The 15,382-nt window shown below is 57.8% G+C and carries 10 protein-coding genes; 5 read left to right on the plus strand and 5 right to left on the minus strand.

Annotated features, from left to right (window positions below; all coding sequences use genetic code 11):
• Positions 1–21 precede the first annotated feature (21 nt).
• Together ASF69_RS09485 and ppx are read left to right on the plus strand one after the other, a co-directional pair.
• Positions 22–2,223, plus strand: coding sequence for an RNA degradosome polyphosphate kinase (locus tag ASF69_RS09485; protein ID WP_062587017.1), 2,202 nt, complete (start codon positions 22–24; stop codon positions 2,221–2,223).
• A complete protein-coding gene (gene ppx / locus ASF69_RS09490; protein ID WP_062587018.1) occupies positions 2,220–3,740 on the plus strand; it encodes an exopolyphosphatase in 1,521 nt (506 codons plus the stop codon). Before ASF69_RS09485 ends, ppx begins: the two co-directional genes overlap by 4 nt.
• A 70-nt stretch (positions 3,741–3,810) precedes the next feature.
• Here the strand turns inward: ppx and ASF69_RS09495 are convergent, their stop codons facing one another.
• The 4 genes from ASF69_RS09495 to ASF69_RS09510 form a co-directional block, all read right to left on the minus strand.
• A complete protein-coding gene (locus ASF69_RS09495) occupies positions 3,811–5,172 on the minus strand; it encodes an esterase-like activity of phytase family protein (protein WP_062587265.1) in 1,362 nt (453 codons plus the stop codon).
• 109 nt (positions 5,173–5,281) lie between these two features.
• Complete coding sequence (locus tag ASF69_RS09500; RefSeq protein WP_062587019.1) at positions 5,282–6,307, minus strand: adenylate/guanylate cyclase domain-containing protein; 1,026 nt, start codon at positions 6,305–6,307, stop codon at positions 5,282–5,284.
• Positions 6,308–6,541: 234 nt separating this feature from the next.
• Positions 6,542–7,693, minus strand: a complete 1,152-nt coding sequence (gene rnd, locus ASF69_RS09505; protein WP_062587266.1) for a ribonuclease D — start codon at positions 7,691–7,693, stop codon at positions 6,542–6,544.
• Between the two features lie 111 nt (positions 7,694–7,804).
• Complete coding sequence (locus ASF69_RS09510) at positions 7,805–9,058, minus strand: MFS transporter (RefSeq protein ID WP_062587020.1); 1,254 nt, start codon at positions 9,056–9,058, stop codon at positions 7,805–7,807.
• Positions 9,059–9,264: 206 nt separating this feature from the next.
• On the opposite strand from ASF69_RS09510, the gene aspS reads away from it, so the two are divergent.
• Together aspS and ASF69_RS09520 are read left to right on the plus strand one after the other, a co-directional pair.
• Positions 9,265–11,055: an aspartate--tRNA ligase gene (aspS, locus tag ASF69_RS09515; RefSeq protein ID WP_062587267.1), complete on the plus strand. Its 1,791-nt coding sequence runs from the start codon at positions 9,265–9,267 to the stop codon at positions 11,053–11,055.
• Positions 11,056–11,088: 33 nt separating this feature from the next.
• Positions 11,089–11,346, plus strand: coding sequence for a hypothetical protein (locus tag ASF69_RS09520; protein ID WP_156462016.1), 258 nt, complete (start codon positions 11,089–11,091; stop codon positions 11,344–11,346).
• Between the two features lie 226 nt (positions 11,347–11,572).
• On the opposite strand, the gene ASF69_RS09525 is transcribed toward ASF69_RS09520, so the two are convergent.
• Positions 11,573–12,763, minus strand: coding sequence for a hypothetical protein (locus tag ASF69_RS09525; protein ID WP_062587022.1), 1,191 nt, complete (start codon positions 12,761–12,763; stop codon positions 11,573–11,575).
• A gap of 223 nt (positions 12,764–12,986) precedes the next feature.
• Here ASF69_RS09525 and parC point away from each other — a divergent pair, with 223 nt between their 5' ends.
• On the plus strand, positions 12,987–15,266 hold the full coding sequence (parC, locus tag ASF69_RS09530; RefSeq protein WP_062587023.1) for a DNA topoisomerase IV subunit A: 2,280 nt from the start codon (positions 12,987–12,989) through the stop codon (positions 15,264–15,266).
• The last annotated feature ends 116 nt before the right edge of the window (positions 15,267–15,382 follow it).

Genomic DNA, 15,382 nt, shown 5'->3' on the forward strand with positions numbered 1-15,382 from the left:
ATTTCAAGGGCGGAGTATTTTATGGATTCGATGGTGCAGGATAATCTGGAAGACAACGGCAAGGCAGAACCGGAGGTTCAGGACCTTTGGGACAGCCCTTCGCGCTTCGTCAACCGTGAATTCTCCTGGTTGCAGTTCAACCGCCGCGTCCTTGAGGAAACGCTGAACACAGCACATCCTCTGCTGGAACGTCTGCGCTTTCTGTCGATTTCCGCCGCCAATCTCGATGAGTTCTTCATGGTGCGCGTCGCAGGTCTGGAAGGCCAGGTGCGCCAGTCCATCACCATGAAGACGCCCGACGGCAAGACGCCCGCCGAGCAGTTGGAAGAAATCCTCAAGGAAATCGACAACCTTCAGATGGAGCAGCAGGCCTCTCTGGCCGTGTTGCAGCAATATCTCGCCAAGGAAGACATATACATCGTCCGTCCGGCATCGCTTTCCGATGAGGACCGCGTATGGCTTGAGAACGAATTCGAAGCACTGATCTTCCCGGTTCTGACGCCACTTTCCATTGATCCGGCGCATCCTTTCCCATTCATTCCAAACCTAGGCTTCTCCATGGGGCTGCAGCTGGATAGCGTCAACGGTCGTGAGCCAATGACAGCACTCCTGCGCCTGCCACCTGCGCTCGACCGTTTCGTGCGCCTGCCGGATGACAAGAACGCAATCCGTTACATCACACTCGAAGATGTCGTCGGCCTGTTCATCCACCGGCTTTACCCCGGTTACACGGTGCGTGGCTTCGGAACGTTCCGCATCATCAGAGACAGCGATATCGAGCTTGAGGAAGAGGCGGAAGATCTGGTTCGCTACTTCGAAAGTGCGCTGAAGCGCCGTCGCCGCGGTTCGGTCATTCGTATCGAGACCGACAGCGAGATGCCACCATCTCTGCGTCAGTTCGTGGTTCATGAGCTGGGTGTTCCTGATAACCGCGTTGCGGTTCTGCCGGGTCTTCTGGCGTTGAACACCATCTCGGAAATCGTCAAGGCGCCGCGCGAAGACCTGAAATTCGAGCCCTATAATGCGCGCTTCCCGGAGCGTGTGCGCGAACATGCGGGCGATTGCCTGGCCGCCATCCGCGAAAAGGACATGGTGGTTCACCACCCCTATGAAAGCTTTGATGTGGTCGTGCAGTTCCTGCTTCAGGCCGCCCGCGATCCGAACGTGCTTGCCATCAAGCAGACGCTCTACCGCACCTCCAATGACAGCCCCATCGTGCGCGCGCTCATCGATGCAGCCGACGCCGGCAAGTCCGTTACGGCGCTGGTGGAGTTGAAGGCCCGCTTCGATGAAGAGGCGAATATCCGCTGGGCGCGAGATCTGGAACGTGCTGGCGTTCAGGTGGTCTTCGGATTTATCGAACTCAAGACGCATTCCAAGATGTCCATGGTCGTGCGTCGGGAAGATGGAAAGCTGCGGACCTATTGCCATCTCGGCACCGGCAACTACCATCCCGTCACGGCCAAGGTTTATACCGACCTGTCCTTCTTCACCTGCAACCCGAAGATTGCACATGATATGGCAAACATCTTCAACTTCATCACCGGCTATGGCGAGCCGGAAGAAGGCATGAAGCTGGCTGTGTCGCCTTACACCCTGCGTCCGCGCATTCTCAAGCACATCCATGACGAGATGGAGCACGCAAAGGCGGGCGCGCCTGCCGCCATCTGGATGAAGATGAATTCCCTTGTCGACCCAGAGATCATTGACGCGCTCTATCGTGCAAGCGCGGCGGGTGTCGAGATCGATCTGGTAATCCGTGGCATATGCTGCCTGCGTCCGCAGGTGCCGGGCCTATCCGACAATATTCGCGTGAAATCCATCGTCGGGCGCTTCCTGGAACACAGCCGTATCTTCTGCTTCGGCAATGGCTATGGCCTGCCATCAGACAAGGCGCTGGTCTATATCGGTTCCGCCGACATGATGCCGCGCAACCTTGATCGGCGCGTCGAAACGATGGTGCCTCTCGTCAACCCAACCGTGCACGAGCAGGTTCTTTCACAAATCATGCTTGGTAATCTCATTGACAACCAGCAGAGCTACGAGATACTTCCGGACGGTACGTCCAGGCGCATCGAGGTGCGCAAGGGTGAGGAACCGTTCAACGCGCAGCACTATTTCATGACCAATCCAAGTCTCTCGGGACGCGGTGAAGCCTTGAAATCCAGTGCGCCTAAACTGATCGCGGGCTTGATATCATCCCGCAAGAAACAGGCTGAATGACAAGATCTGAAGCACAGGGGCGGCTTTCCGGCATAGCCCCCGTTTCCGTCATCGATATCGGCTCGAACTCCGTTCGTCTGGTTGTGTATGAGGGTCTCTCACGCGCCCCCGCGGTGCTGTTCAATGAAAAGGTTCTGTGCGGGCTTGGAAAAGGCCTTGCATTGACGGGTCGCATGGACGACGAGGGCGTGCGTCGGGCATTGACTGCCCTGCGCCGTTTTCGCGCCCTTTCGCATCAGGCACAGGCCCAGCAACTCTTCGTTCTGGCAACTGCCGCCGCGCGTGAGGCAGAAAACGGTCCCGATTTTATCCGCGAAGCACAGGCCATTCTTGGCTGCGAGATCGAGGTTTTGTCCGGCGAAAAAGAAGCGCTCTATTCTGCCTATGGCGTCATCAGCGGCTTTCACGATCCCGATGGCATTGCCGGTGATCTCGGCGGCGGTTCGCTTGAGCTTATCGACGTCAAGGGCGGCGATTGCGGCACGGGGATAACGCTCCCGCTTGGCGGGTTGCGGCTGTTCGAACAGTCCGGCGGTTCGCTGGAAAAGGCGGCAAGCTACGCCAAGAAGCAGGTCAAAAGCGCCAAGTTGCTTTCGAAGGGTGAAGGACGCACGTTCTATGCCGTGGGCGGCACATGGCGTAACATCGCCAAACTGCACATGGAAATCACCAACTATCCTCTGCATATGATGCAGGGATATGAAGTGCCACTGTCGGAAATGCTGAGCTTCCTCAGCGAGGTGATTGCCTCCAAGGATAGCAAAGACCCGGCATGGCAGGCCGTATCCAAAAACCGTCGCTCCCTTTTGCCGTTTGGTGCCATTGCGCTGCGCGAAGTGCTGGAAGTGATGAAGCCAGCCCGTATTGCCTTCTCTGCGCAGGGCGTCCGTGAAGGCTACCTTTACTCACTGCTCTCTGAGACTGACCGGCAGGCCGATCCACTGCTGGTGGCCGCCGACGAACTCGCAATCCTTCGCGCCCGCTCGCCCGAACACGCGCGCGAGCTTGCTGACTGGAGTGGGCGGGTCTTTCCGGTTTTCGGTATCGAGGAGACGCCGGAAGAAGGCCGATATCGTCAGGCCGCATGTCTGGTGGCGGATATCAGCTGGCGCGCGCATCCCGATTATCGGGGATTGCAGGCGCTCAACATCATCGCGCATTCCTCGTTCGTTTCAATTACCCATCCTGGCCGTGCCTATATTGCACTGGCCAACTATTACCGTTTCGAGGGCCTGAACGACAACGGCACGACGGACGGACTGGCCAAGATTGCCACTCCACGGATTATCGAACTGGCAAAGCTGCTCGGTGGTCTTTTGCGGGTAGCCTATCTCTTCTCCGCATCCATGCCCGGTGTTGTCGATCACCTGCGTTTCCGCAAATCCGAAAATCCCGATTACGATCTGGAATTTGTCGTCCCGCACGACTATTGCGATTTTGCGGGCGAGCGGCTGGATGGTCGCCTGCAGCAACTCTCCAAGTTGACAGGCAAGAAGCTGGCCTTCGTCTTCGAATAGCACGTCTTGCGCGACACTGTTTTGAAAACCGCCATGGCGTGCACCATGGCGGTTTTCGTTTGTGGGATGCTTACTTCGCGTCCAGCAGGTCTTTGACTTCAAGCAGAACGAATTCATTGTCGTCTGCTTTGTCCAGCGCACGACCTGCCGAGAAGGGCAGGTTGTTGTCGTTGCCGACGACGATATGGGTGGCGTCGACGCGGTCCACGTTCTCGATGGTGACGAATGGCATCGTGTAGATACCGTTCTCGCTGCCCTGCCTGGCCTTCTTGTCAGGATCAGCAATCTTCATCAGGTCGATATAGCCGATCTTGCGGGCAGCCTTGCCAACATTGGCATCGCTCAACTCGATCTTGTAGATGCGTTTGAACTTCGCAGGCACGGCAAAGCAGGTGGCTTCCGGCTTCTTTGCATCCGGGCAGGCCTTGTCGGCTGTTCCGGCGCCGTTATCACGTTCGATAACCAGTGCGGTGCTGTCATCCACCATGTTGAAATCGCCGATGGCTTCGCCGCCCTCGCTGAGGGGATAAAGCCAGGCGCGTCCGGTCCAGCTCTTGGTTGCGACATCGAGCTCAAGAATCCGCAGACCGGTCGCGCCATCCTCCGTCTTCTCGACCTGACCTTCTGCATTGTAGAGCGGGCCTTCAAGCAGGCCGTAAATCGTCTTCCCGTCTTTCGACATTGCCATGCCCTCGAAACCGCCTGAACGTTTCAGGTTGAAAGCGGGCAGCTTCTGCGTCGGGTTGCCGGGCAGGGATAGCGTCGGGTGATCTGGTGACTTGACATCGATCTCCCCCGCCTTCGTTGTCACGACGTCCAAGAGCTTACCATCACGGCTGAACTTGAGGACATAGGGGCCAAATTCTTCACCGACCCAGAAACCGTCAGCGGTCGGCTGGATGGACTCAACATCGAAATCCGCACCGGTCAGATAGCGTTTATCAGAACCTTCCATGACGATGGGGAAGGGTGCCTTCTTGTCAGGATCGGAAAGGAACACTGTTTCAAGTGCTTCGACCTTGCCGCCGTCCCAGTCGAACTTGAGATGGTGCAGCATGAGCATCGAGTCGCTTGAATTCGCCTTTGAGCCAAAGCCGTTGTCGGACAGGCTCCAGAAGGTGCCATCATCCATGGCCTTGATCCCGGAAAAGCCCTGCATGGCCTGTCCGGCGAATGGCATGGAAAGGCCGGTCGCACGCACGCCATCCTTGCCCGGCACGGTGCCGAGAGCATCGGTGCGCTCGCGGTCTGGCGTGGTAAACTTGCCGGAGGTCTTGAGGTGCGCAGGCGCGTCTTCAGGCGCAGCGATGATCGTATTTGCAGGCAGGACGGCCTGTGAAACGAGCTTTGCAGGAAATTCCTTTTCCGCGGCATGAGCGGAGACAGTGCCAAGCAGTATAAAGGCGGCGGAGGCGAGGAGGGTGTTTTTCATGGAATGACCTTCGGTTTGCATATGCAATGCACGGACCGTTAGGCAAGCTTCATGACAGCCACTTGAATTCCCTTTGAAGATTTGATGACGCTGATAAATTAAATCAGTGTCAGCTTATGCTCGCCTGACGGCTCAATGCGCAGACGCCCAGTGTCTGCCCGCGACCCTTGACTGCGTGCTCCCCGAGATACTCGCTCTTGACGCCCTTTGGCAGCAGAAGCTGATGGGCGAGATCGGCGGAGATGAGGACGGGATGCCCGAGCATTTTGCTGAGCATCTCAAGCCGGGCAGTCGTATTTACGGTGTCGCCAAAATAGGTGATCTTGTGGTGATCGACACCGATTTCAGCGGTAATGACCGGGCCACCATGAATGGCAAACCGTAGTTTCGGCACGGTGCCGAAACGCAAGAGCCAGTCAGCACGGTTTGCCTCGATGGAGGCGAGAATATCGAAGACGCAGTTGATACAGGCTGCGCGCCTGATCGCCATATGATAGGGCCAGGTGATGATGGCCGCGTCCCCGATATAGTCGTCGATTACGCCACCATGCCGCCTGACGGGCCCGGCATAGACCGAAAACAGTTCACCCAGATATTCCTGCGCGCGCAGGTCGCCATGCGTTTCGGCAAAAGATGTCGAGCCCACGAGATCAACGAAAAGGAAGACGCGCTCTTCCGCAACAGGTCGGCGGTAACGCCCGAGAATGAGATCGATGAAGATATCCCGTCCCAGCAATTCGCGGACACGCATGACGAAGACGATGATGGCGCATACACCAAGCGTGAACACCAGCGTCTGCATTTCAACGTGGACGGCCCGTCGCCAGCTGGTGGGCAGGATGCCTGTCGCCCAAAGGATGGTGCCGCCAAGACCGAAGCCGCAGAAGACCAGAACGGCATAGGCGGCAAAGGCCGACAGAATATAGGCGGGCGTTGGCAGCATACTGATTCTGCGCGACAGGCCGGGCATTATGTAGCCGCGTTCGAACGCCAGAATGGGCGCGCAGGCAAACAGCGCATAGGTCGCGCCGATGAATGCGCCGCCACCATATTCCAGAAATGCATAGGCGACACCGCTTCCGGCAACCGCCAGAAACAGCATCACATAGTCCAGCATTGCCAGAATTTTTCTCATCGTAACTCTTTTTCAGAACGGCAGAGGCGTCCTGTGATTGCAGCAGGAATGGTATTCCATCCCCGATGGCTGCGACCATATTGTGGAAAGGGTGGGGCCAAAAGTGATGTTTTGGTAATATGTGCGGATGCGATGCTGATGTGACCGACTTGCATCGGTCCTATCAGCCCGACGACCGGTGATCGGCCGCCTTTCATTTAATTCCGGTCTGTAGCGGTTGTTAAACGATGCCGCCTATTGCGGCAGTTCAAGTGCTTCGACCTTTTTGCCCGCGAAGCGCAGAGCGACTTCACCGCGAATCAGTTTCAGGGCCGGTTCGCCAAAAAGATCACGACGCCATCCGGCAAGTGCGGGAACCTCGGCATTCTCGCCATCGGATGCAATCTTGTCGAGGTCCTCGCTGTTGGCGATTACCTTGGCGGCGACCCCATGCTTGTCAGCTGTCAGCTTCAAAAGCACTTTAAGAAGCTCTACCGCCGCGCCAGAACCTTCAGGAGAATGGCTCTGCCGGGGCGGGTGGGGCATTTCTGCCTTTGGCAGGGCAAGTGCTGCGTTCACGGTTTCGATGATGGCAGTGCCCGAAGACGATCTTTCCCAGCCTTTCGGCACCGTGCGCAGACGCGATAGCGCATCCGTGTCCTTGGGCTGCTGCTGGGCGATTTCAAAAATCGCGTCATCCTTCAAGACCCGCGAGCGAGGGACGTTTCGGCTGCGCGCCTCGCGCTCACGCCATGCGGCAATGAATTTCAGGATCGCGAGTTCTGTTGGTTTGCGCAAGCGAGACTTCAATCGCAGCCACGCATCGTCTGGATGCATGTCGTAGGTCTCGCGGGACTCAAGAATATCCATCTCTTCTTTGAGCCAGGACGAGCGACCCTCCCGCTCCAGCTGCGCCTTCAGCGCCAAGTAGACATCACGCAGATGGGTCACATCCGCCAGCGCATAATCAAGCTGCTTTTCCGTCAGCGGGCGACGGCTCCAGTCCGTGAAGCGCGATGATTTGTCGATCTGCACGTTCTTGATCTTCTGCACGAGCTGATCATAGGATATCGAGTCACCGAAGCCGCAAACCATTGCCGCAACCTGCGTGTCGAAGATGGGGTGCGGGATCAGGCCGCCGAGATGGTGGACGATTTCGATGTCCTGCCGTGCCGCATGGAAGACCTTGACGACATCAGGATTGGCCATCAATTCGAACAGCGGCGAAAGGTCTATGTCCTTCGCAAGTGGATCGACCAGCACTTCGAGCGTGGGGCTCGCCATCTGAACAAGACAGAGCTGGGGCCAGAAAGTCGTTTCGCGTAGAAATTCCGTATCGATGGTAATGAATTCGGATTTCGCCAGCTCCTTGCAGGCCTCAGCGAGTGCAGTGGTCGTTTCAATCATTGTTTTTTTGCCGCTCATGGAAAGTATCAAACTTACTTTCCCTTTGAAGCCGCCATGTCAATACAAAGCCGGCTGTTCTTTCGGCTATCGCGCATCTTTCCGACACAGATGTTACTCTTCCGGCCATTTTTTATCCTGATCGGGCGAAGGCGGTGCTGCCAGCTTCGTAAAATAGGCAGAGGTGCGCAGCAGCGATCGAAAGCGCCAGTTCCGGTGCTCAGGCGGCACGCCGGCCCGAACGGTCAGCCGATAAATCGTGTAGATCATGAAGACGATCTGGATGGCCGCTGTATAGGCAAACAGGGCTTTGGGACCGAAGACATCGATGAAAACGGAGGCGAGCAGCGGCCCCGCCGTGGCACCAAGCGACCAGAAGAACAAGAGCCCCGCCGACATCATGGCGTGTTCACCGTCTCTGGCGTGGTCGTTACCGTGGGCGGAACTGAGCGAGTAAAGCGGCAGCGCAAAGGCACCGAAAATGAATACGCCAATGACGTTTCTGATTTCATCATTGCCTGCGAAGAAGGACAGAAACAGTCCCGTGACGACGGAGAAGGCCGTCGTGGTAAGAATGACAATGCGCCGGTCGTAACGGTCGGAATAGGCTCCCAGCGGATATTGCAGCACGACACCGCCGATAATGCCAGCGCTCATGAATGTTGCAATCGAGGTGACGGAAAATCCGATCTGTTCGGCGTAAATGGGGCCGATGTTGCGAAAGGCAGACATGCTGAGGCCAACAGCGATACAGCCGATGACGGCAAGCGGCGAAATCCGCCACACGGCAAAGAGATTGAACGGCACCTGGTTTGGTGGCGCCGGGTTGGATTTGTCAGCCAGCGATATCGGCACGATGGACAATGCGAGCGCCATGGCGATGATGGAAAAGATCGCTGGCCCCTCGATGCCCGCAGCCGGAATGACATATTGCGCCAGCGTCACGGAGCCGAGATCGACAAAACGATAGATGGACAGGGTGCGCGCACGGTTTGAATTCGTGACCTGCGCATTGATCCAGCTTTCGATGGTCGCGAAAAGACACGCGACGGCGATGCCGATGATGAAGCGCATGACGAACCAGAACACCGGATTGGTGATGAGGATCATGGTGATCGATGCTGCCGACGCGATGGCGGCCATGGCGGAAAAGACCCTGATGTGGCCGATCCGACGCAACAATCGGGTAACGCTGATGCAGCCAACCGCAAAGCCAAGGCTGTAACCCGCGCTGATGAGGCCGATGGTGCTTGGCGAAAACCCTTCAGACAGTCCGCGCAGGGCGATGAAGGTTCCCTGCAGTCCGTTTCCACCGATGAGTATGCCCGCTGTCAGCAGCAGCGGAATTAGGGGTCTGATCTGGCTCATGCAATACACATCGCGTGTCTGGAGTGCGTCGGGGAAGGCTATAACAGCGATATCCGATTCTGCGCGGTCAAATACGTCTAAAGACGGCTCTGGACGGGACAATATTGCGCTTTGCCTTGACAAATCAGGCGGGCCGTGCGCTTTTCCGCCCGATTTAGAATACGCGATCCATGTGCGAGATCGCCGCTATGTTTCAGGATAACAAAATGCATCGTTACCGCAGCCACACCTGTGCCGCTCTCCGCAAGTCGCATGTCGGCGAAACCGTTCGTCTCTCCGGCTGGGTTCATCGTGTGCGAGATCACGGCGGCGTTCTCTTCATCGACCTTCGCGACCACTACGGCATCACCCAGGTCGTTGCCGATCCGGACAGCCCGGCATTCCAGATTGCCGAAACGGTTCGCGGCGAATGGGTCATCCGCATCGACGGTCTGGTCAAGGCCCGCTCGGAAGACACCGTCAACAAGGGCATGGCAACCGGTGAGATCGAGCTTTACGCCCAGGAAATCGAAGTGCTGGCCGCTTCCAAGGAACTGCCGCTGCCGGTCTTCGGCGAGCCCGACTATCCTGAAGATGTGCGCCTCAAGTACCGCTTCCTCGACCTGCGCCGCGATACGCTGCACAAGAACATCATCAAGCGCACGCAGATCATTTCCGATATGCGCCGCCGCATGGGTGATATCGGCTTTGCCGAATATTCCACACCGATCCTTACGGCGTCCTCGCCGGAAGGCGCGCGCGACTTCCTCGTGCCGAGCCGTATTCACGAAGGCAAGTTCTTCGCGCTGCCGCAGGCACCGCAGCAGTACAAGCAGCTTCTGATGGTTGCCGGTTTCGACCGCTACTTCCAGATCGCGCCATGCTTCCGCGATGAAGACCCGCGTGCAGACCGTCTGCCGGGCGAATTCTACCAGCTCGACCTCGAAATGAGCTTCGTGACGCAGGAAGACGTCTGGGAAACCATGGAACCCGTCATTCGCGGCGTGTTCGAGCAGTTTGCCGAAGGCAAGCCTGTCACGCAGAACTTCCGCCGCATCGCCTATGACGATTCGATCCGCACCTACGGTTCCGACAAGCCGGACCTTCGCAACCCGATCGAGATGCAGGCCGTGACCGACCATTTTGCCGGTTCCGGCTTCAAGGTCTTTGCAAATATGATTGCATCCAACCCGAAGGTCGAAGTCTGGGCGATCCCGGCCAAGACCGGCGGTAGCCGCGCATTCTGTGACCGCATGAATGCATGGGCGCAGTCGCAAGGACAGCCGGGCCTCGGCTACATCTTCTGGAAGGAAGAAGACGGCAAGGTCGTCGGTTCAGGTCCGCTCGCCAAGAACATTGGCGAGGAGCGCACCGAAGCGCTGCGCGTTCAGCTTGGTCTCGAAGCAGGCGATGCCTCCTTCTTCGTGGCTGGTGACCCTGCCAAGTTCTACAAGTTCGCTGGCGAAGCCCGCACCCGCGCAGGCGAGGAACTGAACCTCGTGGACCGTGATCGCTTCGAGCTGTGCTGGATCGTCGACTTCCCGTTCTTCGAATACAACGAAGAAGAAAAGAAGATCGACTTCGCCCACAACCCGTTCTCCATGCCGCAGGGAGGTATGGACGCGCTGGAAAACCAGGATCCGCTGACGATCAAGGCCTACCAGTACGACATGGTCTGCAACGGCTACGAAATCGCTTCGGGCTCCATTCGTAACCAGTCGCCTGAACTCATGGTCAAGGCATTCGAGAAGGTTGGCCTCAGCCAGCAGGACGTGGAAGATCGCTTCGGCGGGCTCTACCGCGCCTTCCAGTACGGCGCGCCTCCGCATGGCGGCATGGCAGCCGGTGTGGACCGCGTGGTGATGTTGCTGACCGGCACCAAGAACCTGCGCGAAATCACGCTGTTCCCGATGAACCAGCAGGCACAGGACCTGCTGATGAACGCCCCGGCACCAGCCACACCGACCCAGCTTCGCGAACTGGCACTGCGTGTGGTGCCGACGCAGAAGAAAGACTGAGCTGACTGAAGAAGGCCAGCGGCAACGTTGGCCTTGAGTCCTTCAAAATATGCACTCGGTAAAATCGGTGAAACATGCATCGCCGGCTTCTCCGTCATCCCGGATCAAGTCCGGGATGACGGCGAGGTTCTCAGCGATTTCGACCTCATGAACTTCATCAGCATTCTCAAGGCCAGCGGTGACGCTGGCCTTCTTACGTTTTACGAGGCGTTTCTGGAGTTTGATAACCTCACCTCCGTCATCCTCGGGCTTGACCCGAGGATCCAGCAGCGCCGCGTCTGCGGCGCGTGAGAGTCTTTTACGATCAATGACTTGATCGCGCTGGATCCCGGATCAAGTCCGGGATGACGGAGCGAAGGGAAGCGCAGCTCTCCGCGATTTAACCCTCGTAAACCTCACCAGCATTTTCAAGGCCAACGGTGACGCTGGCTTTTTTGCTTCTCAAGCGCAAAACGCCGAATAAAAAAGCCGCCGGATGCTTATCATCCGGCGGCTTTTCAACATCGAAAAGAACAGACTATTCGTTGGCCGTTACCGTTACGCCCAGCACCTGCGGGATGGTGTTTGGCGCACCCATGGCCGCACCCATGATCATGGGGAAGGGGACGGGCTTTGCCGGTTCTGCCGAGATCGTGAAGTTCTTGGGATCATCGATATAGGCATTGACGGCAGCTGAAACGGCGTTTTGCAATTCAGGTACATTCAGCTGGGCCATCATCAGGGGAACCATGCCCTTGATGGTCTGCGATAGCTGCTCGCCGGTCATGCCCTGTTCGCCAGCAGCGTAATCGATGGCGCGCTTGGTGATGCTGGCATCTTCAAAGGTGATCTCGGCGCTGTTGAAGCTCAACTGCTGAATGAGACCAAGCATGGCGAGACCAGCTGCCTGATCTGCCTGTTCCTTGTTGGGGTTGGCGGCCTGCGCCTTCACGGCTTCCTGCATGGACTTGATGAAGTTCAGCGTATAGCCGGAGAAGCTGAAGGCCATGTTGAGACGGCCGACATCCTTGAGGTCGATGGCATATTCATCGACACTCAACGTGCCGGGAGCCAGTTCCCAGGAGCCGCTCATGGTCAGGTCGCCGCTCAACTGCTGAACCTTCAGCTTATCGATGGCTTCCTTTGTCTTGGGGTCGGTCACGCCGGAAAGGTCGGCCTTGAAGCCGCTGGCGTTGAGATCAAAGCTGATGGTGCTCTCATCCTCGCTCTGGGTCATCGTGGTGGTTGTTTCAGCCACGGAGAAGCTTTCCTTCTCACCCAGCTTCACCACGACAGGGCCGCTATGCGCTTCGTCATACAGCAGCATCGAGTCCAGTTTACCGGTGGTGGTGTCGGCCGGCACGGTGACGCCAGTCATGTAGATGTCGCTCGCATCGATGGAGATGCCGTCCTGGGCAAACTTCACATTATCGAAGCTCATCTTCTCGATGGTGTATCCGCCTTCGTCTTCTTCAACGCCATCAAGCGTGACGTTGCCGACAGGGATCTTCTGCGAAGGATCGGCTGCAGCGCCGAAGGTAACGCCGCTGAAAATGACTGTGCTGCCCTTGACCGCAATGGACTTTGCTTCGACAGCAGCGCCCTGCACGGTATAGGCGGCGTTGATCTTCTTGAGCAGATCGGCGCCGTCGAGGGCGAACGCTGGTGATGCAAATGCAAACGCCGCAGCGCTGGCAAACAGAACTTGCCGGGTGGATTTAAGTCTCATTCTGTCTCTTCCTCGTAGGTATGAAAACTGGCGATCGACAACTGGATTCGTGCATTTATATCCAGAGCATAGCTCCGGTCTATTACATTCGTAGGTGGTAACGAATGGCTGAATTGCGGCATAAAAACAAGATTAACGAAAAATATACGGCCAACCGGCGTCATCCACAGCAGAGAGGCCCTGATTCCTTGCCGGAAAACCGCATTTCCGCTAGTCAAGCAGCATGGGAAAAAATCTTGTGCCTCCGTCCGGCGGAGACGACGAAAACATTCATCCGGTTGACCTGAAGGCCGCGCTTGAAGAGCGCTATCTGGCCTATGCGCTGTCGACCATCATGCACCGTGCGCTGCCGGATGTGCGCGATGGCCTGAAGCCCGTGCATCGCCGCATCATTCACGCCATGAGCGAGATGGGCATTCGCCCCAACTCGGCGTTCAAGAAATGCGCGCGTATCGTCGGTGACGTGATCGGTAAATTCCACCCGCATGGCGACCAGTCGGTCTATGATGCGCTGGTGCGCCTCGCGCAGGATTTCTCGCAGCGTTACCCCATCGTCGACGGGCAGGGCAACTTCGGCAATATCGATGGCGATGGCGCTGCCGCCTATCGTTACACCGAAGCGCGCATGACCGAAGTCGCGGCACTTCTGCTTGAAGGCATCGAGCAGGATGCGGTTGATTTTCGCCCGACCTATAACGAGGAAGACGAAGAGCCGGTCGTCATGCCCGGCGCTTTTCCCAACCTTCTGGCAAACGGCACGTCAGGCATTGCCGTCGGCATGGCCACCAGCATTCCGCCGCACAACGCCCATGAGCTGTGCGATGCGGCCCTGCGGCTGATCAAGAACCCGGACGCGACTGTCGAGGATCTGATGTTCGACCCGGCCCATCCCGAACGGGGTGGTATCGAGGGGCCGGATCTTCCCACCGGCGGCATCATCACCGAAAGCCGCGAGAGCATGATGGAAGCCTACCGCACCGGTCGCGGCGGTTTCCGTGTGCGGGCCAAATGGGTTGTCGAAGATCTCGGCCGTGGCGGCTACCAGATCGTCATCACCGAAATTCCCTATCAGGTGCAGAAATCCCGCCTGATCGAAAAGATTGCCGAGCTGCTTCTGGCGCGCAAGCTGCCGCTGCTGGAAGACGTTCGCGATGAATCCGCCGAAGATGTGCGAGTCGTTCTGGTTCCGAAGAGCCGTACGGTCGATGCCACCTTGCTGATGGAATCGCTGTTCCGCCTGTCGGACCTCGAAAGCCGTATTCCGCTCAACATGAACGTTCTGTCCATGGGCCGTATTCCCAAGGTCATGGCGCTGAACGAAGTGTTGAAGGAATGGCTGGACCACCGACGCGACGTGCTGCTGCGTCGTTCGCGCTTCCGTCTTGCCGCCATCGACCGCCGCCTGGAAATTCTGGGCGGCTTGCTGGTTGCCTATCTCAACATCGATGAGGTCATTCGCATCATTCGTGAAGAGGATGAGCCGAAGCCCGTGATGATGGAGAAGTGGGGCCTGACCGATATTCAGGTCGAAGCCATTCTCAACATGCGGCTGCGCGCCTTGCGCAAGCTGGAAGAAATCGAAATCCGCACGGAATTCGATGGGCTGAGCAGCGAGAAGGCGGAAATCGAGTCGCTTCTGGCTTCCACCGAAAAGCAATGGCAGACCATTGCCTGGGAAATCGGCGAGACCAAGAAGAAATATGCCAAGGCAACCAAGCTTGGTGAGCGCCGCACGCAGTTTGCCGATGCGCCGACAGCCGATATGGATGCCATCCAGCAGGCGATGATCGAGAAGGAACCGGTCACCATCGTCATCTCGCAGAAAGGCTGGATCAGGGCGCTGAAGGGCCACATGACGGATACGTCTTCGCTGACCTTCAAGGAAGGCGATGGCCCGAAGCTCGCCTTCAACGCGCAGACGACGGACAAGCTGCTGCTGGTAACGACAGGCGGCAAGGCCTACACGCTGGGCGCAGACAAGCTGCCGGGCGGACGCGGCCATGGCGAGCCGGTGCGTATCATGGTGGATATGGAGAACGATCAGGATATTCTGACCGCCTTTGTACATGATGCATCGCGCAAGCTGCTGCTCGTCTCCACAGCCGGCAATGGCTTCGTGGTGGCGGAAACGGAAATGGTGGCCAATACCCGCAAGGGCAAGCAGATCATGAACGTCTCCATGCCGGACGAAATGAAGCTGGTCGTGCCTGTCACCGGCGATCACGTCGCAGTGGTTGGCGAAAACCGCAAGATGTTGACGTTCCCGCTGGCGCAGGTGCCCGAGATGTCACGCGGCAAAGGCGTGCGCCTGCAACGCTACAAGGATGGCGGCATATCGGATGTGAAATGCTTCGCGCTGGCAAGCGGCCTGACCTGGGCTGACAGCGCCGGCAGAGCCTTCTCGAAGGTGGGGGATGAGCTGCTGGAATGGATGGCCGACCGAGCGACTGCAGGCCGCACCGTGCCGAAGGGCTTCCCGCGCAGCGGCAAATTCGGCGGCTGACGAAACGCCGCCCATCGAAAGGTGGGCGGGACGGGGCAGCCTTAAGCTTCAGTTTGCTTGGCGGGCTGTTGAAGCGCGGCCTCTTGGCCACCAGGCTGTAGAGCGTGAGCCGCTCG

It is taken from the genome of Rhizobium sp. Leaf311, from assembly GCF_001423445.1.
GTDB lineage: Bacteria > Pseudomonadota > Alphaproteobacteria > Rhizobiales > Rhizobiaceae > Agrobacterium.

What these genes read in the sequence shown, in the direction of transcription:
- ppx (WP_062587018.1), top strand. Translation starts at nt 2,220, where the DNA reads ATGACAAGATCTGAAGCACAGGGGCGGCTTTCCGGCATAGCCCCCGTT.
- ASF69_RS09500 (WP_062587019.1), bottom strand. Translation starts at nt 6,307, where the DNA reads ATGAGAAAAATTCTGGCAATGCTGGACTATGTGATGCTGTTTCTGGCG.
- aspS (WP_062587267.1), top strand. Translation starts at nt 9,265, where the DNA reads ATGCATCGTTACCGCAGCCACACCTGTGCCGCTCTCCGCAAGTCGCAT.
- ASF69_RS09525 (WP_062587022.1), bottom strand. Translation starts at nt 12,763, where the DNA reads ATGAGACTTAAATCCACCCGGCAAGTTCTGTTTGCCAGCGCTGCGGCG.
- parC (WP_062587023.1), top strand. Translation starts at nt 12,987, where the DNA reads ATGGGAAAAAATCTTGTGCCTCCGTCCGGCGGAGACGACGAAAACATT.
- ASF69_RS09485 (WP_062587017.1), top strand. Translation starts at nt 22, where the DNA reads ATGGATTCGATGGTGCAGGATAATCTGGAAGACAACGGCAAGGCAGAA.
- ASF69_RS09495 (WP_062587265.1), bottom strand. Translation starts at nt 5,172, where the DNA reads ATGAAAAACACCCTCCTCGCCTCCGCCGCCTTTATACTGCTTGGCACT.
- rnd (WP_062587266.1), bottom strand. Translation starts at nt 7,693, where the DNA reads ATGATTGAAACGACCACTGCACTCGCTGAGGCCTGCAAGGAGCTGGCG.
- ASF69_RS09510 (WP_062587020.1), bottom strand. Translation starts at nt 9,058, where the DNA reads ATGAGCCAGATCAGACCCCTAATTCCGCTGCTGCTGACAGCGGGCATA.